Source organism: Promicromonospora alba (assembly GCF_042654905.1).
In the GTDB taxonomy this organism is placed as follows: domain Bacteria; phylum Actinomycetota; class Actinomycetes; order Actinomycetales; family Cellulomonadaceae; genus Promicromonospora; species Promicromonospora alba.
On sequence record NZ_JBHSFI010000001.1, the window covers coordinates 545,374 to 563,916 of the forward strand.

Sequence of the window (18,543 nt, forward strand, 5' to 3'; positions counted from 1 at the left end):
CGTAGTTGGACGACCTGTGCCCAGCGCGCCGTGGGCGTCTCGCGCTCGCCTTTCAGTCGCTGACTTGACTGTGCCCCGAGGACATAGTTTCCACTGGTTCTCAACGCAAGGACGGTGAGGACAATGGCCTGGAGCACACGTGAGCTCGCGGACCTCGCAGGTACGACGATCAAGGCTGTACGGCACTACCACGCGCTGGGGTTGCTCGATGAACCGCACCGCGCAGGGAACGGGTACAAGCAGTACGAGACGGCCCACCTCGTCCGGCTGCTGCAGATCAAGAGGCTCAGCGACCTAGGGCTTCCGCTCGCACAGATCGCCACCATGGATCGCACCGACCAGGTCCCGGACGAAGCTATTCGGCTGATCGATGCGGAGCTCGCAGCGACGATCGAACGGCTCCAGCGAGTTCGGTCCGAGCTCGCAGTCATTCTGCGTCACCGCGCCCCGATAGATGCTCCCCGTGGATTCGAGTCGGTCACGCAGAGCCTCTCGGACAGCGACCGCGCAATGCTCCTCATCTATGGGCAGGTCCTCGACGAGAGCGCCATGGGCGAGATCCGTGAACTGGTGAGCCACAGAGATCCCGTTGACGACGAGTTCGACGCACTCCCGGTGGACGCAGACGAAGCGGTGATACAAGACCTCGCCGAACGAATGGCAGGTCCGCTCGCCGCGGCACAGGCCACCTTTCCGGTGGTAGGTGACGCCGCTCAGTTCTCGACACACAGCGCCGAGCGCACGGCCAGCACGGTCTCGCAGGCGATCGGCGACCTCTACCACCCTGCCCAGCTCGAAGTGCTGCGCCGAGCACACACGATTGCTACGGCCGGCTCGGCATCGGGCTCGGACCCAGACCATGGCGACGCACACTCTCGTGGCACGACCGACGGAGGATCAAAGTGACGAGCGCAGCCGAAGGCCCTCTACCGAGAGACACGGCCGATGCCCGGGGCGCGGACCTGACGCTGCCGGAGGCCGTCATGCTCCTCCTGTTCGATCCCCGCAGCGGCACCATCGCAGGTGAGGGGTTGTCCTTGATGTACACGCTCGGCGGCGCGATCCTCATCGAGCTCGCCGCGCGAGGACATATCGAGCTCGACGACGAACAACGCCGTGTTCGCGCCGTCGGCCACGGTCCCGAAGACACGCTTCTACGCGGAGCATGGGAAAGAGTCCCGAAGTCCACGACAGGGATCAGAGGGCTCGTGGTCGACATCGGCACCCGGTCCAGAGAGAGCACGTTGAACCGGCTCGTTGCTCGAGGCGATATCCGCCACGAGCCACACCGCCTCCTCGGCATATTTCCCACTCACGTGCTCAGAGGCGGAGACACCGGCACGCGCGACCGGCTGCTTGGGCCGGTTCGTTCGACATTGGTGGACGGCACCGATCCTGACACCCGGACGGCCACGCTTGGTGCGCTCCTCTCGGCGAGCAAGAATCTGGCCGCGATGCACGCCGACATCCCCTGGTCCGGTGACGTCTACACGAGCGGCAAGAACCTCGAGCGCGGTGACTGGGGCGCGAAGGCCACCTCCGACATCATCCTGAGCTCCCTGGTCGCGCAGATCGTAGGAACCGCGTTCGCGACGACTCTCGCGACGCTCACGCAGCCCGACTGATCACCAACCACTGAAAGACGCAGCGTCGACAAACGACTCTGCACAACCGCCCACCGGGAACCACCCGCATGTGGCATGCCCTCACGCGCCGATGACGAGTGCGCGCAGATCATCGCTGAAAGAGAGAGCACCATGAATCCGGTCGAACCACTGGTCCAGGGATTCCGGGATCTCGTCGCAGCCGTTCCAGACGTGATCCAGCCACTGATCATTGCACTGGCCGGCGCCGTGCCCTTCGTCGAGGGCGAGCTCGCAACGACGGTCGGTGTGCTCGGTGGCCTCAATCCCATCGTTGCCGGGATCGCCGCAGCGGGCGGCAACTTCCTCTGCGTCTTCCTGATCGTCACCCTCAGCAGCCGCGTACGTACGGCGACCCTCGCGCGGCGTGCGCGGCGCGAAGCGGTGCGTGTATCGGCCAGCTCGACGGAGCCAGACGGCGACGTGGTGGTTGAGGAGGCGCCGACGAAGGAGAAGCCAGAATCGAAGGGCAAGGAACGTTTCCGGCGTTACCTCACTCGGTTCGGAGTACCCGGGGCGAGCCTTCTCGGTCCCCTCGCGATGCCGACCCAGTTCACCGCCGCGCTGCTGGTCGCCGGTGGCGTGCCCAAGCCGTGGGTCCTGCTGTGGCAGGGCATCGCGATCATCCTCTGGACTGCGGCCTCGACCGTCAGCGCATGGCTCGCTCTGCTCGTGATCTACAACGTCGGCTGAAGAGGCTTGCGGCGCGCTGACGCCCTCTCGGCGGTTCAGCTATCAGCGTGCGGCACGCGCGTGGCCTTCGCAGCGACCGCCACCGCCGACGCCACGTTCAGCGAGTCCACTCCCCCGGACATCGGGATCCGGACCGTCATGTCGCACTCCGCGATCGTCCGCGCCTTGAGCCCGTCGCCCTCCGTGCCAAGGACCAGCGCGAGCTTCTCGGGCGGATCGGCCACGAGGTCGTCCAACGAGACCGAGTCATCCTCCAGCGCGAGCGCCGCCACCTCGAAGCCGTGCTCGTGCAACGTCTGGATACCGCTGGGCCAGGGATCGATCCGCGTCCACGGGATCTGGAAGACCGTCCCCATCGAGACCCGGACGGCCCGCCGGTACAGCGGGTCCGCGCAGCTCGGCGTGAACAGGACGACGTCGACCCCGAGGGCCGCGCACGCGCGCATGCCGGCACCGACGTTGAGAAGGGTCGCAATTCGCTCCAAGCGCGCGAGGGGCGATAGATGCTGTCGATGCACGTCGGCTGGTCTTGGCCAGGCTCACTCTTGACCCCTTGTGCAGCCGAATATCCGAGGCCGACAACACGCAGACGGTAGGCGCTGGGCACTCGAAGAGAGCAGGGGAATCTCAGCGTCGCAGCGCATCCGCCGGTTGGATTCGCGAGGCTCGCCAGGCCGGCCACAAGCCGGCCAGGATCCCCACGGCGAGGCCGACGCCTGGGGCCGCGAATACCAGCCACGGATCCATGACCGCGGTCCACTGCTTGTAGACGGCCACCCCGACCACCGAGAACACCCCGATGGACACGCCCGCGATGCCGCCCATACCGCCGAGCATCCCCGATTCAGCGAGGACCTGAGCAAAGATATGCCGGCTCTTGGCCCCCAGTGCTCTCCGGAGGCCGTACTCCCCGATCCGTTCGGTCACCGCCACCAACGTCGTGTTGGCGATCCCCACTAGACCAATCAGCAGGCAAATGCCCGCCAGCGCGAGAAACAACACGCCGAGATCGGTACTCACCTCATCAGATAGTCGGGTGGGGTCGTATACGGCGGGGACTTCGTAGCGGTCCGGCCGTGCAGGGTCGAGCGCGACCGCCAACTGCTCGGCGACCCTGGGGGCGGCACCGTTGCGGGTCTCGACCAGAAGTGATCGGGCGATCGTGTGTTCTCCGCGTAGATCTTCGTCAGCGGCGAGCGGGACGACCGCGGACAGCAGCATCTCGTCGACTCGACGCTCGACGTCGTCATAGATCCCGATGACGGTGAAGGCCGTGCCGTCGATGAACACGGCCGGTTGGGCGGAGAGGTCGTTGACACCCAGCTGGTTCGCGACCGAGCTGGACAACAGCGTGGTCTTCTCCCGCCGCGACTCGTGGCCCTGGTCGAACAGGCGCCCGGCGACGAGGTGCGGGTTCACGATCCGCAATGCCTCCGGGCTGGCGGCGACCAGCCCCACCACTCCTCCGGTGTGCGCCGACACATTGCCGGAGACTGTCGCATCACCGCCCGGGGCGTACACACCCGCCGCCAAGGCCCCATCGATCTCCAGCGCCCGGTCGACGGCCTCCGGCCCGAACGGTACATCGTCCGCCCCGATACTCGAAGACTTGTCGGATACGACAACTTCGGTCGCTTTCATCGCGTCGAATCGTTCGGAGATCTGCCCGGTGGCGGTGGAGGTGAGGCCCAGGACGGCCACGAAGGTGCCGACCCCCAGCACGGTCCCGAGTGCCGTCAAGGCGGCCCGCATCGGCTTCCCCAGCATCGCCGCGACCGCCTCACCCAGGAGGTCGACGACTTTGACTCTGCCGACAGCCTTCACCGCTGCCCCACCACTACCGTGTCGCCGACCGCCAGGTCGGGGGCGATCACCTGTATATAGCCATCACCGGTGGAGCCGAGTTCGACGGGGACCTTTTCGGACCCGTCGGAGGCCTTTCGCAGTACTGAGGTCGCGCCGTCCGCTGAGGTGTACACGGCCGTCTGCGGTACCGCCATGACGTCCCCATCGGTTTCGGAGAGCACGACTGTCAGCCAGACTTCTGCCTCTTGCCACTCCGGCGGGACTTCCGCCCGCACGTGCAGAACCGGCACCTCACCGCCTTCTCCTCCGTCGGCGAGTTCCTCTGGTTCGGTCTCGGGCATTTCGATCGCGGCCACCGCGCCTTCGAGTTCTTCGCCATCCGCCGACAGCAGAACCTTCATGCCCGGCTCGATTTCCTCGGCGTCCAGCAGGCTCACCTCCCCGCCCACCCCGAGATTGCCCTGAGCCAGCGACAGGAGCGGTTCCCCCGGTGCGACCACGTCGTTCACCGTGACCGACACCGCGTCGACTGTGACTGGGAGATCGACGGCGAAGACGATCTCGGACAGCGGCACCATCGGCCCGGACACGGCACCGTCCCCTGCTTCAATGGCGTCGTACCCGAGCTCGGCGTAGAGCGAACGTACTGCCGACGCGGTGGAGGCGCCGTAGTGCCCCTCTTGATCCCCTATCGAGTGCCCGAGCTCTGTCAGCGCGGCTTGCAGTTGGGCTACGTCGTCACCCTCCAGGCCGGGCGCCAAGTCGCGGAAGGCACTGATCTCACCCTCCAACACCAATATTGGACGCTCCGCTACCTCGACGAGCACCTGCCCGCTTTTCACCTCGTCGCCGGCGCCGACCCCTATGTCGGTGACTACCAGACGGCCGGCACCTGCGACCTCTCCCGCGTCGACTCTCGCCCCTGATTCATAGGCGACACTGCCACGGATCTGCACCGAATCCATCAGCGTCCTGGACTCCACGACCGCTGTCACCTCGGTGTATTCCGGGGGATCCGCTTCTGCCGCCCGCTGCTCGGGGGACTTGATCTGCTGCCCCAACCAAAATGCGGAGGACGTGAGCGACACACAGACCACAAGCGCAACGAGAAGGATCTTTCCTCGACGTCCAGATTCACGGGCTTTCATGTCCGATAGTCCATTTCCAAGTGCGAGTAGTAGCCACGGCGCCTCAGCCCAGCAATCTCAGATTCACCGTTCACTCAAGTGGCGAGCTTCCATTCCCGCCAGTCGAGATTATCTGCTCATACCGCCGGATGGCATCTGACATCCAGGTTCTGTACTCATCAAGCTCAGCCGCGTTCTCATCGAGGAGGTACTGCTGGTATCCCGCTTCGATCGCGAACAGCCTGCCGACCATATTGATATCCTGCTTACAATTCACATCGGCGATGGCGGTGTTCACCTCAAGCTCCGACGGGCTGGAATTGATATCTCTCTCAAAACCCTCCCTCGGCTCCTCCCAGGAATTGTAGTCATACCCACTCTCCCCCATACACACGGACCACTCCTCATTGATATCATCAACCCGCTCATCGGCCTTGAACATGTCGTCGGCCTCCCAAATCAATCTGTTGGGCAGATCAACTTCACCTGTGCGGGCACCGATCCCCGGCGGCGTATTCTCGTCTTCCAACTGAAGTGATGCCCATGTTATGCATCCGCCTGCTGGGATCTTCATTCCACCCAGGGTTACCGGGTCGAATTGACCGCCGCCCAGTTCTAGATCATCCATGCTTGGCGTCTCGCTTCCATACAGAAGAAGCTCCTCGTCCTCGGTCAGATTCGTGCCATCTGTGACTTTTGCATCTTCGATCAACGACGGACTTACGTACCCGAACTCACTGACGACATCAACAGACTCAACTCCGTATTTCAATCCATGGAGCGGAGCAGGATCAGTGGACTCCTGACCAGTTTCGTAGTCGAATCCGTACTCTGCCATACAAGCAGAAATCATCATCGTCTGCGCACGAGCCATCATCGATTGGAAAATATCAAGCTGAACATGCTCGACGAGCGGCCAGTTGCCATCGTAGACACTCGCGAGCTCCGTCTCCTCGATGTTAATTTCAGGCTGCTCCGCACCAGTGGCACACGACGTCAGCAATGTAGCACTCACGGTCAACATCGAAATGGCCCTGAAACATTTGTTCTTCATTCACCCTCTAAAACCGCGTGAGTGGATAGGAGACAGACTCCCCTATCCACTCACGCACGTAATGTTGACTCCTACAGTTACAGTCGCCGAGAGATCAGGGACCGATCACGTAGAATACCAACCTAGCGACGATATCTTGTTGTCGAAGGACGTCCCTTCAATGTCTCGGGACTGCCCTTTGAGAAGATTTACACTCCAGCCACCATAGTAGCTATCTTCCGAGAACTTGCAGTTGTAGGAATTTCCACGGCACCACAGTTTAGAAGCCTTGTCATTCGAGTTGATCCCGTTCGAACTACCGTCTTCCTTGTAGTTGAGCCGGGAATAATCCGCGACTACATCGACAGAATCCACTTGCCCACCAGTGCCCCAGTGTTCTCCGTCGGCACCGGCGATTCGGTACTGGCACCCCTCACCGCGATCGCAGTGGCTGTCATAGTCAACGGCCGACGCTGCCTGCGCGCCGCCGAGCGTCAGCACGAAGCCCACGATCAGGGTGAACATCACTTGAGATCCCCGGCGCATGATGGCACCGATACCGCTTGAGGTCATGGACATGACCGTCCTTTCGAGATTCGGCCTTCCCGGCCGACCGGAACAGGGCTCCGGTCGGCCGGGCTTTCACTTTTGCTCTTGCTCCTCCACGGTCTCAGCAGGCAACCGCAGCGAGACGCCACCGACCAGAGTCCTACTACTGGTACCAGCCGAGCGACGATATTCTATTGTCTTGGGACGTCCCTTCGATGTCCTTGGAATTGCCCTTGAGGACCTTTACGCTCCATCCCTCATGAGACTTGTCCTCAAACCACCTGCAGTTGTGGGTCCGTCCACGGCACCAGAGCTTTGATGCCTTGTCGTTCGCGATGATTCCGTTCGACGAGCCGTTTTCCTTGTAGTTGTAGGTGTAGTAGTCGTACACGTCGGCGACAGTGTCTACTTGCCCACCAGTGCCCCAGTGTTCTCCGTCGGCTCCGGCGATTCGGTACTGGCACCCCTCACCGAGATCGCAGTGGCTGTCATAGTCAGCGGCCGACGCTACCTGCGCGCCGCCGAGCGTCAGCACGAAGCCCACGATCAGGGTGAACATCACTTGAGATCCCCGGCGCATGATGGCGCCGATACCACTTGAGGTCATGGACATGACCGTCCTTTCGAGATTCGGTCTCCCGGCCGACCGGAATAGGACTCCGGTCGGCCGGCCTTTCTCTTCTGCTCTCGCGTCCCCATTGTTTGCAAGTCCGCTCGAGAACATCAAGGAAATGTCACCGTTCGGACGTGCACGCGTTCCGGTTCGGGGCCGACGCAAGCCAGCGTGACGTCGGAGAGCCACCACACGCCCCAGAACCAGGCGCTGGTGATGTCCAGGGCGAACCATCGGCAGGCGCGGGCCAGGGTCGCGACGTCGTCGGGGGTTGCCGCGGTAGGCGCTGCGGCGAGCGCGGCGATCGCCTGCCAGGCGTGCAGCCTCCCGTGGGCGCCGCCTTGACGGGGCCCGTAGAAGCTGGAACCGCTGCCGGCTTGGTAGAGCCTGGTCCAGATCTGCCGGCGAGTGACCGGGATCGCCTGGAGTGTGCGGGCGTCTCCGTCGGCGAGGAACGCGGGTGCGGCGCGGGCGAGCAGGTCGCGGCCCGGGAACTCGGGCAGCAACACGGCCGCCGACCACGTCACGGTGACCGACCAGGTTCTGGTCCAGGTCCCCGACGAGAACAAGCACACCAAGATCCTGGTGCGGATCGACGGCGCCGGCGCGTCCCACGACGCGATCGCCCACCTCGAAGCGCTGAACCACTTCCGCCGCCGGGTCGCGTGGACCATCGGCTGGACCATCACCGAGGTCCTGACCAGGACGACGACGTCCCCACGAACCCGCCGAGAGGAACGGCGGCGCACTACACCGACCGGGACCGGCGCGCGCAGCGACACTCGCACGCGAAGCACGCCCAACCAGCACCAAACAACAAATCGGACGAACCGGTCAGGCCGGGCTGCTCGCCACCCGAAGAACTGAGGCTGAGGCCGGTGTTCAAGAATTCTGCAAGGTTCTTGCAAGGCGAGCCCGGGAGGGTGGTGCCTGTCCTGCTGAGATCTGCGACCCGTTGCACAGTCGCTCACCACGATCCTGATCGCCGTCGCGCACACCCTGGACTCCACCGATCACACGGACCGGGCATATCGAAGAGGAGAGCCGATGCGACACCGATGTCTTTGCAGGGCTTTACTGCCGTAGGTGACGTCAGTTCGACCAGTGCCACCGTGACGTGGGACGCCGCTTCTGACAATTACGGGAACAAGATCTGGAGGAGTCGTGAATCCCGGTAATCACCCTGAGCCTCTCCTGGGGCCAGAGGATACTCTGATCGTTCTCATGATCATCGAAAACAAGCCTCGCAGTGCGATCGCGCGGAAGGTCGGTGTCTGCGAGCGGCAGTTGCATCGACGTACATCTGATATACGCAAAAAGCTCGGTGCCAAGAACGACTGCCAGCTTGCCATCAGCGCCCTCAGCCAGGGAGTGATCAAGGCATCCGAACTCACTTTCCTGACCACGCTCCGAGGACAGAAAACATCGCTCGACCAGACTCCTCCTCGACAGGACCCCCAGCGGAATGACTATTATGGTCAATAGTGACGCCACATTGCTGCTGCGGACGGTCGAGCCGAAGCAGACTGACACCACGCCGCTCATCGAGTTGGACCGAGCGGGGATGACCTATCCTGGCCCACCGCCAGTGGAGGCTTTGAAGCCGGTGCAATTGCAGGTTTACGGCGGTGAGCATGTCGCGATCGTCGGTCCTTCGGGATCTGGAAAGTCCACGCTGTTGAACCTGTTGGGACTGTTGGACGAGCCGACCACGGGAACCTATCTGCTAGACGGGCAAGATACGTCGACCATGAAGGAGGCCAAGCGGACCCGGCTGCGAGCTGACAAGATCGGGTTCGTGTTCCAGTCGTTCCATCTCATTCAGCATCGGACCGCAACAGAGAATGTTGCGATTCCCCTGGTCTATCAAGGAATACCAGGGCGCAGACGGCGAGCGGTCGCTCAGCAGAAACTGAAGGCGGTCGGACTAGGGCACCGCCTGGATGCCTTTCCGACCACCTTGTCCGGAGGAGAGCGCCAGCGCGTCGCGATCGCTCGGGCGCTGGCGACCGAACCTAGTCTGCTGCTGTGCGACGAGCCGACCGGAAATCTCGACACGGACACGACCTATGCAATCCTGGCGACGCTCGATGAGCTCCGCTCCCAGGGCCTGACGCTCCTGGTCATCACACATGACATGGAAGTCGCCGCGCGAGCTGAACGCATCGTGACTATTCGAGATGGTCAATTGCATGAAGGCGCCGGCTGACCTCGACCCTGGTTCGAGTTGGATCGGTAGTTCTCACACTGCCCGGTCCGTCTCGAAGGAACACGCCCCCGCGATGCCATCGTCGCTCGTCTCACGTGAGGCTCACCTGCTGGACCTGCTGGCGGGCCTGCCGGACCTCAGGACGCGGCGCGGTCGGCGGCGCTCGGTGGCTGGCCTAGCCGTCACTGATTGCCGGCAGGCACCCGCGTGGCCCACGCAGCGACCGCCACCGCCGACGCCACGTTCAGCGAGTCCACTCCCCCGGACATCGGGATCCGGACCGTCATGTCGCACTCCGCGATCGTCCGCGCCTTGAGCCCGTCACCCTCCGTGCCAAGCACCAGCGCGAGCTTCTCGGGCGGATCGGCCACGAGGTCGTCCAACGAGATCGAGTCATCCTCCAGCGCGAGCGCCGCCACCTCGAAGCCGTGCTCGTGCAACGTCTGGATACCGCTGGGCCAGGGATCGATCCGCGTCCACGGAATCTGGAAGACCGTCCCCATCGAGACCCGGACGGCCCGCCGGTACAGCGGGTCCGCACAGCTCGGCGTGAACAGCACGACGTCGACCCCGAGCGCCGCGCACGCGCGCATGCCGGCACCCACGTTCGTGTGGTCGACGATGTCCTCGAAGATCACCACGCGCCGCGCCCCCGCACCCCCGCGCGCACCGGCGAGCACCTCGTGCACCCCGGGCAGCGGCGGCCGGTGCATGGCCGCCATCGCGCCGCGGTGCAGGTTGAAGCCTGTGATCTCCTTGAGCAGCGGCTCCTCGGCGACGAAGACGGGTGCGCCGGTCTCGGCGATCAGGTCGCTCATCGAGTCCAGCCACTTCGGCGCCATGAGGAACGACCGTGGGCGGTGCCCGGCGGCGAGCGCCCGCCGGATCACCGTCGAGCTCTCGGCGATGTACAGCCCCTTGGCCGGCTCGTGCTTGGAGCGCAGGACGACGTCCGTGAGGCTGTTGTAGTCGGCGAGGCGCTCGTCGGCGGGGTCGTCGATGCGGACGACGTCGAGGGTGGTCACCCGTGCATTCTCCCTGACCGGTGAGCCCTTGTCGGGCCGGGGCGGATCCGCCGGTCGGATCCCTCGTCAGATCCGTCCGCGGACGGGCGTGCGCTCGACCGGGTCACCGCCGTCGGGCATCACCATCTCGGCGCGCACGCCGAGCAGGCGCACCTCGCGCCCCGGCTCCATGCCGCCTGCGAGGGAGAGGACTGCGCTGGTCATCTCGTCGAGCGACCGCGTCGGCGCCGGAAGCTTCTTCGAGTAGCTCTGCGTGAAGAAGGGCGCGTAGCGCACCTTGAGGCCCATCCGGAAGACGGGCCGATCCTCGGCCTCGGTGTCGGCGTGCACCTGCGTGACGAGGTCCCGCAGGGCCGCCTCCACCTGCTCGGGCGTGGTGAGGTTGCGCTGATAGGTGGTCTCGCGGCTGTGCCCGCGCGCGACCCATGGCGCGTCGTCGACGACGGCGGATCCGTGCCCGCGACCGAGGTCGCCGTACCAGGCGCCCATGCGAGGCCCGAACTCGCCGACCAGCACGTCGCCGTCGGCCGCGGCCAGCTCCGCCACGGTCGTGACGCCGTGTGCGGCGAGGCGCTTGGACACCTTGGAGCCGACGCCCCACAGGTCGATGGTGGGCCGCTCCCCCATCACCTCGAACCAGCTCTGCTCGGTAAGGCGGAAGATGCCCGCGGGCTTGCCGAACCCGGTGGCGATCTTCGCGCGGATCTTGTTGTCGCCGACGCCTACCGAGCAGTGCAGGTCGGTGGCGGCCAGGACGGCCTCCTGTACCCGGTGGGCGACCGCCTCCGGGTCGTCGGCGTCGCAGCCCAGGAACGCCTCGTCCCAGCCGAGCACCTCCACCACCAGACCGAGCCCGCGCAGCGTGTCCATCACGTGCCCGGACGCCTCGAGGTAGACCTCGTGGTCGACGGGCAGGATGATCGCGTCCGGGACCTTGCGGGCAGCGATACGCAGCGGCATGCCCGAGCCGACGCCGAACTTCCGCGCCTCGTACGACGCGGTGGAGACCACTGCCCGCTCGGTCGGGTCGCCGCGCCCGCCCACGATCACCGGCTTTCCGGCGAGCTCCGGGCGGCGCAGCACCTCGACCGCGACCAGGAACTGGTCGAGGTCGACGTGCAGGACCCAGCGGAAGGCGTGCGCTCCCATGGCACGAGTCTCCCGGGACGCCACCGAGCTGTCACCCGGTTCAGTCCCACGGTTGTCACACCCGGTTCCGACACCCGGCCGGAATGCGGTGGGAACGCGCCCGAAACATGGCTGGAACGAGGGTTGCGCGCGGGACGACCGTGGCATGCCGTTATCGTCCCGTTATCTCTGAGAGCGAAATCCTCTCCGCTTCCCCCGAGCCCCAAGACTCCATATGCTCCGGGCAAGGAAAGTTCGTCCCGCTCGTGAGGAGAGTTGCGATGAGAACTACCCGAACTGCCCGGTCATCCCGTGCACGCCGCAGCAAGGAACACAGTCCGCACCCCGCGTTGCCCCAGTCCTACGCTGCGATGATCGAGCGGACGCCGTCGCTGGACGACGCGCAGCTCGAGTCTCTCCTCGAGCGAGCAGTCGCCGGAGCAGACGCCGCACGCACCCTCCACTCCACAGCGGTCTCCCCCAGCTTCCGCGTACAGCTCGAAGCGCGGGTCAAGGACGGGCAATACGCGAAGGAGCGTCTCGTCCTCGCCCACCTCCGGCTCGTGCCGGCCGTCGCGGGCACCTATTCGGGCCGCCTGCCGTTCATGGACCTCGTGCAGGAGGGCAACGTCGGCCTGGTTCGCGCCGCCGACTCGTACGACCCCGCGCACGGCACGTTCGCCGCCTACGCGACCCGCTGGGTGCGCCGCTCGATCGTGCGCGCCGTCGCCGCCGCCGAGCACGCCGAGTCGCCGAGCGAGAACGGCCCGACCCCCGAGCAGACGATGCTGCGCCGCCGTGTCCGGCAGGCCCTGCGGCACCTCGACGCCGTGGAGGCCCGGGTACTGGAGATGCGGTTCGGCCTCCTGGACGGCACCACACGGACCCTCGACGAGATCGGCCGCCGCCTCGGTGTCACCAAGGAGCGCGTGGCTCAGATCCTCGAGAGCGCACTGGCCAGGCTGCGCGACGTCGTCAGCCCGGCTCCCCTCGCCGCGTGACCGCCGGCTGGGCACCTGAGGGCCCAGCCGGCGTCAGCCGAGAGACGACTTCGTCCAGCGCCACGTGGTACGCCCACGACGACTGGTAGCCCGAGTGGGCAGCTACGGCGAAGAGATAGGCCGACCGGTCCATCTCCTCCGCCCCGCGATCCACCTCGTTCGACCCGTAACCCACCACGGGGAAGCCCATGAAGTCGGTGCGCCGCCACAGGTTCACCCACGCAGGCTTCGCACCGCAGGTCAGCAGTGACATCAGCGTGACCTGTTCCCCCGAGCCGGGCTCGGGGCGCTCCGGCGTCAACGGCGCCGCCGGAACCGCCCCGGGTCCGGAACCCACCGCTGCCCGCGCGGCGCGTACCTGCCCGCCCCACGGGTCCGCCGACCAGGCCGGCCCGGTGCACGGCGGCGTGCCGGTCGTCGTCGGGCCCAGGAGGTCCGGGAAGAACCGGCCCAGGAACGGGCGCAGCTGCGTGCCGTACGACAGGAGGCCAAGCCGGCCGTCGACGGTGTCGGGTACCGGGTTGCCCGCACGGATCAGGATCACTGCCGCGGCCAGCACGGCACCGATCGAGTGCGCGGACAGCACCACGCGCCGGGCCGGGGCCACCCGCTCGCGCTCGGCGTCGTCGGCGATGTCGGCGCCCGTGAGCCAGGCATCCACCCGCGAGCGCACCTCGGGCACCGCGCGCTCGGCGTAGCTCGGCGGACCGAACGGGTGGGCACTGCGCGGCAGGAAGCACAGCAGGTCCCACACCAGGCCCCACGGACGTGACGGTCCGCCGCCCGTCGTGCCCGCCAGTGCGCTGGCCACCAGGGTCGCCGCGAGCACGCCCAGGGCCGGCACCGCCAGCCCGGACAGCCACAGCGGTGTCTGGTAGGTGCCGGTGTCGCTGTGCTGGGTGATCAGCGGGACGTGCGCCAGCAGGGCCGCGACGTAGGACGCCGCGGCGAGCGCACCCCCGGCGAGCTCCGCCCGGTGCGACATCGCTGCGACCTTCCGGCCGCGCAGCACGCGCTCCAGTACGGGGTTCGGGCCGCCGTCGGAGTCCGGGGCGTCGGCGACCGCACGCCAGGCCGGCACCGCGGGGCCGTAGGGCAGGCCCGCGGTGCGGGGTGCCCTCGGGATCCACAGGTCCCTGGAGCGGACGGCGTCCATCACGTACGGGCCGGCCAGCGCCACACCCACCAGCACCACGAACACCAGCGCGATCACCACCGACGCCGTGCCGAACTCGGTGTAGACCGGCGGGACCCGGACGAGGTCGATCTCAGGCACGTCGCGGGGCAGACCGACCAGGCCGTTGCCGAGCGGCTTCGGCGGCGCAGTCTCGCCGCTGCGCAGGAACCACTGCACGCCGAGCACCAGCAGGCTCGAGTACACGGCCGCGGCCGCGGCGGAGACCAGCAGGAACACGCCAGGTCCCGCGCCGTTCCAGCCCTCGTACCGACGGCGCCGCAGCAGGACCGCCGCCAGCACCACCGCGACCGGGCTCAGGATCGCGAGCACGGCCACCGCGACGAGCAGGTGGCGCAGCGGGCCGTCGGGCTCAGTCACCAGCACATACGCGACGCATGCGGTGGCGACCACCGGCACGATGCTCCACGCGGCGACGCCCCGGACGCTGCGCGTGGTGCGCCAGGCCAGGCCGGTCGCGGCGATACCGCACAGCCCGACGCTGAGCAGGGCAGGCACCAGGTCCAGGCCGATGAGGGCGGGCATCTTCGCGGGCTGCGGGCCGGAGAAGCACGCCCAGCAGGCCAGCAGCCAGACGAGCAGCCCGGCCGCGAACACCACGATCCCGGCCCGGCCCTTCGCGCGCGGCGCCACTGCCTGGACGCCGTCGTCGTCCGTGCGCAGCGCGACGAACACGCATGCGCCAAGGATCACCACCAGGCCGGCCACGGGCAGGCCGGGCATCGGGAGCCCGGCGTCGGCGTACCGCGTCCAGGTGAGGTACTGCCCGGTCAGGGCGAGCCCCGCCCCGAGGTGCGCCCACAGCAGACCCGAGCCGGTGCGCTGGGACCAGAAGCCCGCGCGGTGCAGCGGCGGGCCCGACGGCGGCACCGTGCGCCCGGCGCGCACAGACGAGAACTTCGACTCGAACCGGACCTGGCCGCTGTGCGCCACGAGGACCAGCACCGTGACCAGCAGCACCGGCACGAGCGACAGGAGGGCCAGCCGGTCGCCGACGTCCATCCGCGCCAGGCCGTACAGCACGCTCGGGATACGCGCGCAGACGGGGACCACGGAGTCGGGCGCCGCCGTCGCCAGGCCGATGCACCGCGTGCCGATCACGGACAGCGCGACCGTCGCCACCGCGGACACGAACAGGAGCGTCAGTCCGAGCGCGAACACCCGGGTCAGCGCGGCGGTCGCCTCGGGACGCAGGGTGCCGGACGCCGGACGGCGCGTGCCGGGCTCGCGCCCGCCGCTCCCGATTGCGCCGGGCTCCGTTGCGCCGGGCTCCGTTGCGCCGGCCTCGTGCGCACCAGCCTCCGGGGCCGGAATGCGGCGCGCCCAGTACGCCGCGTTCGCCAGGCCGAACGGGATCATCGCCGCCCACAGCAGCCGCACCGCCACGGTGCCGAGGACGCCGAGCACGCCGCCGAACGGGAGGCCGCCGAGGCGCGCCATCGCGCTCCAGGAGTAGGCCTCGCGGCGCACGTCGGGCCGGATGGCGCGGACGTGACCCGGCGGGAGCGCCTTGTCCCGCGCCTCGGCGTCCGGCCTCGGGGTCCAGAAGCTGCCCAGGGCGTCGCCGTCGGACTGGACCACCTCGCTCTGCGGCAGGTCGAGCGATCCGTACGGCAGTGCGTTCGCGATGCCGTGGATCCGTAGCTCGAGGATGTGGGGTTGCGGGCTGCTGGGGGTGCCGGACGGCGCGCTCTCCATAGGGCCCCAAAATAGCGCCCAAGGTAGCAATTCTCCCGATGTTAACGTTAATATTTCCCTGCGGATTTCATCCGCAGCCCCTGCTACGTGCAACGAAGCACGAGATAGGTCACCACCATGAGCGCACGTCATCGTCATGGCACCACTCCGCCCGCTCGACAGCCCTTCCGGATACTGGTGAGCCTGCTGGCCGCCCTCGTCCTGCTGCCGGTCACCGCGCTGTCCACCGCCGCACCCGCCACCGCCGCGACCAGCCAGTTCCGCGGCATGAACTGGGCGGTGCTGGGCGACAACTTCAGCACCGGACCGCTCGTCCTCGACGGCCTCAGCAGCTCCGACAGCTACGCCACGGTGCAGGCCAAGGCCAACGCCGTGTACGACGACATGGAGTCGACCCTCGGCATCAACACCGTGCGGCTGCCGATCAACACGCACACGGTGGGCACCACCTGGTGGAACAACTACCGGGGCGCGATCGACGCCGCGACCGCCCGGGGGTTCAAGGTCATCCTGGCCTACTGGGAGGACGGCGCCGCCTCCGGCGGGCGGATCACCAACATGGCCGCCTTCAACACCATGTGGTCCACCGTGACCAGCCAGTACGGCTCCAACACGCGGGTGTACTTCGAGCCCATGAACGAGCCGCACGGCTACAGCTCGGCCGAGTGGCGCGACGTCGCCGCGAACTGGCTCAGCTACCACTACTCGGCGGTGCCGGCCCGCGTCCTGATCGGCGGCACCGGCTACAGCCAGGACCTGCGGGACATCTGCAACGACAGCCGCTTCAACGCGACGCTCCTGTCCTTCCACCACTACGCGTTCTTCTACGGCGACAACACCTACGACGGCTGGCGCAGCCACGTCACCACCCGGCTCGGCAACTGTGCCTCCCGGACCGTCGTCACGGAGTTCGGCGGAGCGATGAACGAGGGCCTGAACTACGGCGACGCCAACAGCACCAACAACTTCGTGCGCCACATCCGCGCCGTCACGCAGGTCATGCGCGACACCGGGATGGGCGGCACCTACTGGCCGGGGATCGGCGGCAAGACCGGCAACATCGGGTACGACGGGTACTCGATGTACATCAAGAGCGGCAGCGGCACCAACCTCTCGCTCGCGATCCGCAGCGTCTCCGGCGCGAACCGGCTGCGCTGGGCGTGGGGCGACAACGTCGACCCGAACGCGGGCAACGGCGGCGCCACGGCGACGGTCACCGACATCGTCAACCAGTCCTCGGGCAAGTGCGTGGACGTGGTGAGCGCGTCGACCGCCGACGCCGCGGAGATCGCCCAGTACACGTGCGGAGGGGCGTCGAACCAGCAGTGGGCCCTGCGCGACCTCGGCAACGGGTACCACAACGTCGTAGCGCAGCACTCGGGCAAGTGCCTGGACGTGAACAACGCCGCGACGACCGACGGCGCCGCGATCATCCAGTACGCCTGCGGCAGCGCCACCAACCAGCAGTGGCAGCTGCGCAGCGTGAGCGGCGGCTACACCGAGCTCGTGGCGCGGCACTCGGGCAAGTGCCTCGACGTGCCCGCCTCGTCGACGGCGAACAGCACCCGGCTGAAGCAGTACGCCTGCAACGGCGGCGCGAACCAGCGCTGGACCCTGTAGTCGGTGAAGTAGAGATTCGCGAAGTAGAGCGCCTGTCCGAAATCCTGGTGTCGCCAGGGAGACCCGGACAGGCGCTCTACTTCGCGAATCTCTACTTCGCGGACCTACAGGCGCGGGTCAGGAGCCCAGCGTCGACGCGAGCACCGCCGCCGCCAGCAGCACGTCGTAGACGATGCACGTCTCGGCGTACCACCGCCACACCACGGCATTCGCCCGGTGGTGGAACGCGTCCCAGACGCCGTGCCCCACGAGGCCGGCCGCGAGCACGTACGCCCCGGTGTCCTGCCCCACGAGGACGCCGGCCAGCAGGCTGATGCCCCCGAACACCGCCAGCCCGGCGGCCTGCAGCAGCACCATCGACCGCCCCCGGATGCTGTTCCGGAGCAGTCCCACGACCGGGTACACCAGGGCCATCGCGAAGACGAGCCACGTCGGCACGCCGGAGCCCGCGCCGGCTCCCGCGAGCGTGCCGACGAGCAGCAGCAGCCCGACCAGCACCGGCCACCGCTCCCGCAGCCAGACCAGGTCGAACCCGTGGACGTGCTCCGTGTACTCGGCCGGCCGCAGCAGCATCGCGCCCGCCATCGCCGGAACCATCAGCACGTGGCCCCAGAGCATCATGTCGCCGGCACCGACGGCGCCCACCCAGAACAGCACCAGCAGCACCGCGAACGGCGCCGCCATCGCCGCGTTCATCTCCCAGATGGCGGGCCAGCCGTGCCGCCGCACCCGCATCCACACGGTCATCGCGGCCACCATGTCCAGGACCATCACCACCGCGCCGACGTCCGGCCGGGCCAGCAGCGCCTCGATCCCCACGGCCGCGCCGAACCAGTCCCACGCCGGCGCCAGCAGCATCATCCCGAGCACCATCACGACGACCATCTCGACCAGGTGCGCGTGGAACCGCAGCACCTTCCGCCACCGTGTCGTGGGCGCGATGTGGTGGGTTGCCGCGTGGGTTCCTCCGTGGATCGTCGGGTGGGCCGTCGTCGTCTCTGCCGTCGTCTCCGCCATGTCTCCGTCTCCTTGGCTCCGGGCGGCGTTCCTCGCCGCGCTGGTATCCACGCTGTCCGACGGCGACCGCGGCCAGTAGTGCCGGACCGCACCCGGGCACGAGCACATGTCACAACCTCGTATGACAGATGTCATCAGGGCCCGGCCGCCCGCCCCGCCGCGGCGTCGGCGCTGGCAGGATGGCGC

18 protein-coding genes and 1 pseudogene are annotated in these 18,543 nt (G+C 67.2%); 8 read left to right on the forward strand and 11 right to left on the reverse strand.

The window, feature by feature from the left end; translation table 11 throughout:
* Positions 1 to 123 precede the first annotated feature (123 nt).
* The 3 genes from ACFO6V_RS02510 to ACFO6V_RS02520 all read left to right on the forward strand — a co-directional run bounded on the left by ACFO6V_RS02510 (position 124) and on the right by ACFO6V_RS02520 (position 2,336).
* Positions 124 to 906, forward strand: a complete 783-nt coding sequence (locus ACFO6V_RS02510; protein ID WP_377131844.1) for a helix-turn-helix domain-containing protein — start codon at positions 124 to 126, stop codon at positions 904 to 906.
* Positions 903 to 1,625: a GOLPH3/VPS74 family protein gene (locus ACFO6V_RS02515; RefSeq protein ID WP_377131846.1), complete on the forward strand. Its 723-nt coding sequence runs from the start codon at positions 903 to 905 to the stop codon at positions 1,623 to 1,625. Before ACFO6V_RS02510 ends, ACFO6V_RS02515 begins: the two co-directional genes overlap by 4 nt.
* A 75-nt stretch (positions 1,626 to 1,700) precedes the next feature.
* The gene (locus tag ACFO6V_RS02520) at positions 1,701 to 2,336 is read left to right on the forward strand and encodes a small multidrug efflux protein (protein ID WP_377131849.1); all 636 of its coding nucleotides are present in this window, start codon (positions 1,701 to 1,703) and stop codon (positions 2,334 to 2,336) included.
* A gap of 35 nt (positions 2,337 to 2,371) precedes the next feature.
* Here ACFO6V_RS02520 and ACFO6V_RS02525 read toward each other — a convergent pair.
* The 7 genes and pseudogenes from ACFO6V_RS02525 to ACFO6V_RS02555 form a co-directional block, all read right to left on the reverse strand.
* Positions 2,372 to 2,830, reverse strand: a pseudogene (locus ACFO6V_RS02525) (TrmH family RNA methyltransferase); the annotation flags it as partial.
* Positions 2,831 to 2,963: 133 nt separating this feature from the next.
* Positions 2,964 to 4,160, reverse strand: a complete 1,197-nt coding sequence (locus ACFO6V_RS02530) for an ABC transporter permease (protein WP_377131851.1) — start codon at positions 4,158 to 4,160, stop codon at positions 2,964 to 2,966.
* On the reverse strand, positions 4,157 to 5,290 hold the full coding sequence (locus ACFO6V_RS02535) for a peptidoglycan-binding protein (protein WP_377131853.1): 1,134 nt from the start codon (positions 5,288 to 5,290) through the stop codon (positions 4,157 to 4,159). Before ACFO6V_RS02535 ends, ACFO6V_RS02530 begins: the two co-directional genes overlap by 4 nt.
* Before the next feature lie 70 nt (positions 5,291 to 5,360).
* Positions 5,361 to 6,284, reverse strand: coding sequence for a hypothetical protein (locus ACFO6V_RS02540; protein ID WP_377131855.1), 924 nt, complete (start codon positions 6,282 to 6,284; stop codon positions 5,361 to 5,363).
* A 144-nt stretch (positions 6,285 to 6,428) separates the two neighbouring features.
* Positions 6,429 to 6,881 (reverse strand): hypothetical protein, encoded by a 453-nt coding sequence (locus ACFO6V_RS02545; protein WP_377131857.1) that lies wholly within the window; start codon positions 6,879 to 6,881, stop codon positions 6,429 to 6,431.
* 133 nt (positions 6,882 to 7,014) lie between these two features.
* Positions 7,015 to 7,464 (reverse strand): hypothetical protein, encoded by a 450-nt coding sequence (locus ACFO6V_RS02550; protein WP_377131859.1) that lies wholly within the window; start codon positions 7,462 to 7,464, stop codon positions 7,015 to 7,017.
* A 110-nt stretch (positions 7,465 to 7,574) separates the two neighbouring features.
* On the reverse strand, positions 7,575 to 7,991 hold the full coding sequence (locus tag ACFO6V_RS02555; protein ID WP_377131861.1) for a DUF6183 family protein: 417 nt from the start codon (positions 7,989 to 7,991) through the stop codon (positions 7,575 to 7,577).
* 1 nt (position 7,992) lies between these two features.
* On the opposite strand from ACFO6V_RS02555, the gene ACFO6V_RS02560 reads away from it, so the two are divergent.
* The 3 genes from ACFO6V_RS02560 (at position 7,993) to ACFO6V_RS02570 (ending at position 9,673) form a co-directional block, all read left to right on the forward strand.
* A complete protein-coding gene (locus tag ACFO6V_RS02560) occupies positions 7,993 to 8,331 on the forward strand; it encodes a hypothetical protein (RefSeq protein WP_377131863.1) in 339 nt (112 codons plus the stop codon).
* Between the two features lie 357 nt (positions 8,332 to 8,688).
* Positions 8,689 to 8,949: a hypothetical protein gene (locus tag ACFO6V_RS02565; protein WP_377131865.1), complete on the forward strand. Its 261-nt coding sequence runs from the start codon at positions 8,689 to 8,691 to the stop codon at positions 8,947 to 8,949.
* The gene (locus tag ACFO6V_RS02570) at positions 8,930 to 9,673 is read left to right on the forward strand and encodes an ABC transporter ATP-binding protein (RefSeq protein ID WP_377131867.1); all 744 of its coding nucleotides are present in this window, start codon (positions 8,930 to 8,932) and stop codon (positions 9,671 to 9,673) included. The genes ACFO6V_RS02565 and ACFO6V_RS02570 overlap by 20 nt, the downstream gene beginning before the upstream one ends.
* A gap of 182 nt (positions 9,674 to 9,855) precedes the next feature.
* Here ACFO6V_RS02570 and ACFO6V_RS02575 read toward each other — a convergent pair whose 3' ends face one another.
* Positions 9,856 to 10,698 (reverse strand): TrmH family RNA methyltransferase, encoded by an 843-nt coding sequence (locus tag ACFO6V_RS02575; protein ID WP_377131869.1) that lies wholly within the window; start codon positions 10,696 to 10,698, stop codon positions 9,856 to 9,858.
* 66 nt (positions 10,699 to 10,764) lie between these two features.
* The gene (locus ACFO6V_RS02580) at positions 10,765 to 11,847 is read right to left on the reverse strand and encodes a DNA polymerase IV (protein WP_377131871.1); all 1,083 of its coding nucleotides are present in this window, start codon (positions 11,845 to 11,847) and stop codon (positions 10,765 to 10,767) included.
* A 350-nt stretch (positions 11,848 to 12,197) separates the two neighbouring features.
* Between ACFO6V_RS02580 and ACFO6V_RS02585 the strand changes: the two genes are divergently transcribed.
* Entirely contained in the window at positions 12,198 to 12,827 is a 630-nt protein-coding gene (locus ACFO6V_RS02585; RefSeq protein WP_377131873.1) for a sigma-70 family RNA polymerase sigma factor, read from the forward strand.
* Here ACFO6V_RS02585 and ACFO6V_RS02590 read toward each other — a convergent pair.
* Complete coding sequence (locus tag ACFO6V_RS02590) at positions 12,802 to 15,720, reverse strand: hypothetical protein (RefSeq protein WP_377131875.1); 2,919 nt, start codon at positions 15,718 to 15,720, stop codon at positions 12,802 to 12,804. The two genes, ACFO6V_RS02585 and ACFO6V_RS02590, sit on opposite strands and share 26 nt — an antisense overlap.
* A gap of 117 nt (positions 15,721 to 15,837) precedes the next feature.
* Between ACFO6V_RS02590 and ACFO6V_RS02595 the strand changes: the two genes are divergently transcribed.
* Positions 15,838 to 17,340: an RICIN domain-containing protein gene (locus ACFO6V_RS02595; RefSeq protein WP_377131878.1), complete on the forward strand. Its 1,503-nt coding sequence runs from the start codon at positions 15,838 to 15,840 to the stop codon at positions 17,338 to 17,340.
* A 117-nt stretch (positions 17,341 to 17,457) separates the two neighbouring features.
* Here the strand turns inward: ACFO6V_RS02595 and ACFO6V_RS02600 are convergent, their stop codons facing one another.
* Entirely contained in the window at positions 17,458 to 18,357 is a 900-nt protein-coding gene (locus ACFO6V_RS02600; RefSeq protein WP_377131880.1) for a hypothetical protein, read from the reverse strand.
* Positions 18,358 to 18,543 lie beyond the last annotated feature (186 nt).

What these genes read in the sequence shown, in the direction of transcription:
- ACFO6V_RS02510 (WP_377131844.1), top strand. Translation starts at nt 124, where the DNA reads ATGGCCTGGAGCACACGTGAGCTCGCGGACCTCGCAGGTACGACGATC.
- ACFO6V_RS02520 (WP_377131849.1), top strand. Translation starts at nt 1,701, where the DNA reads ATGCCCTCACGCGCCGATGACGAGTGCGCGCAGATCATCGCTGAAAGA.
- ACFO6V_RS02535 (WP_377131853.1), bottom strand. Translation starts at nt 5,290, where the DNA reads ATGAAAGCCCGTGAATCTGGACGTCGAGGAAAGATCCTTCTCGTTGCG.
- ACFO6V_RS02545 (WP_377131857.1), bottom strand. Translation starts at nt 6,881, where the DNA reads ATGTCCATGACCTCAAGCGGTATCGGTGCCATCATGCGCCGGGGATCT.
- ACFO6V_RS02550 (WP_377131859.1), bottom strand. Translation starts at nt 7,464, where the DNA reads ATGTCCATGACCTCAAGTGGTATCGGCGCCATCATGCGCCGGGGATCT.
- ACFO6V_RS02565 (WP_377131865.1), top strand. Translation starts at nt 8,689, where the DNA reads ATGATCATCGAAAACAAGCCTCGCAGTGCGATCGCGCGGAAGGTCGGT.
- ACFO6V_RS02570 (WP_377131867.1), top strand. Translation starts at nt 8,930, where the DNA reads ATGACTATTATGGTCAATAGTGACGCCACATTGCTGCTGCGGACGGTC.
- ACFO6V_RS02580 (WP_377131871.1), bottom strand. Translation starts at nt 11,847, where the DNA reads ATGGGAGCGCACGCCTTCCGCTGGGTCCTGCACGTCGACCTCGACCAG.
- ACFO6V_RS02585 (WP_377131873.1), top strand. Translation starts at nt 12,198, where the DNA reads ATGATCGAGCGGACGCCGTCGCTGGACGACGCGCAGCTCGAGTCTCTC.
- ACFO6V_RS02590 (WP_377131875.1), bottom strand. Translation starts at nt 15,720, where the DNA reads ATGGAGAGCGCGCCGTCCGGCACCCCCAGCAGCCCGCAACCCCACATC.
- ACFO6V_RS02595 (WP_377131878.1), top strand. Translation starts at nt 15,838, where the DNA reads ATGAGCGCACGTCATCGTCATGGCACCACTCCGCCCGCTCGACAGCCC.
- ACFO6V_RS02600 (WP_377131880.1), bottom strand. Translation starts at nt 18,357, where the DNA reads ATGGCGGAGACGACGGCAGAGACGACGACGGCCCACCCGACGATCCAC.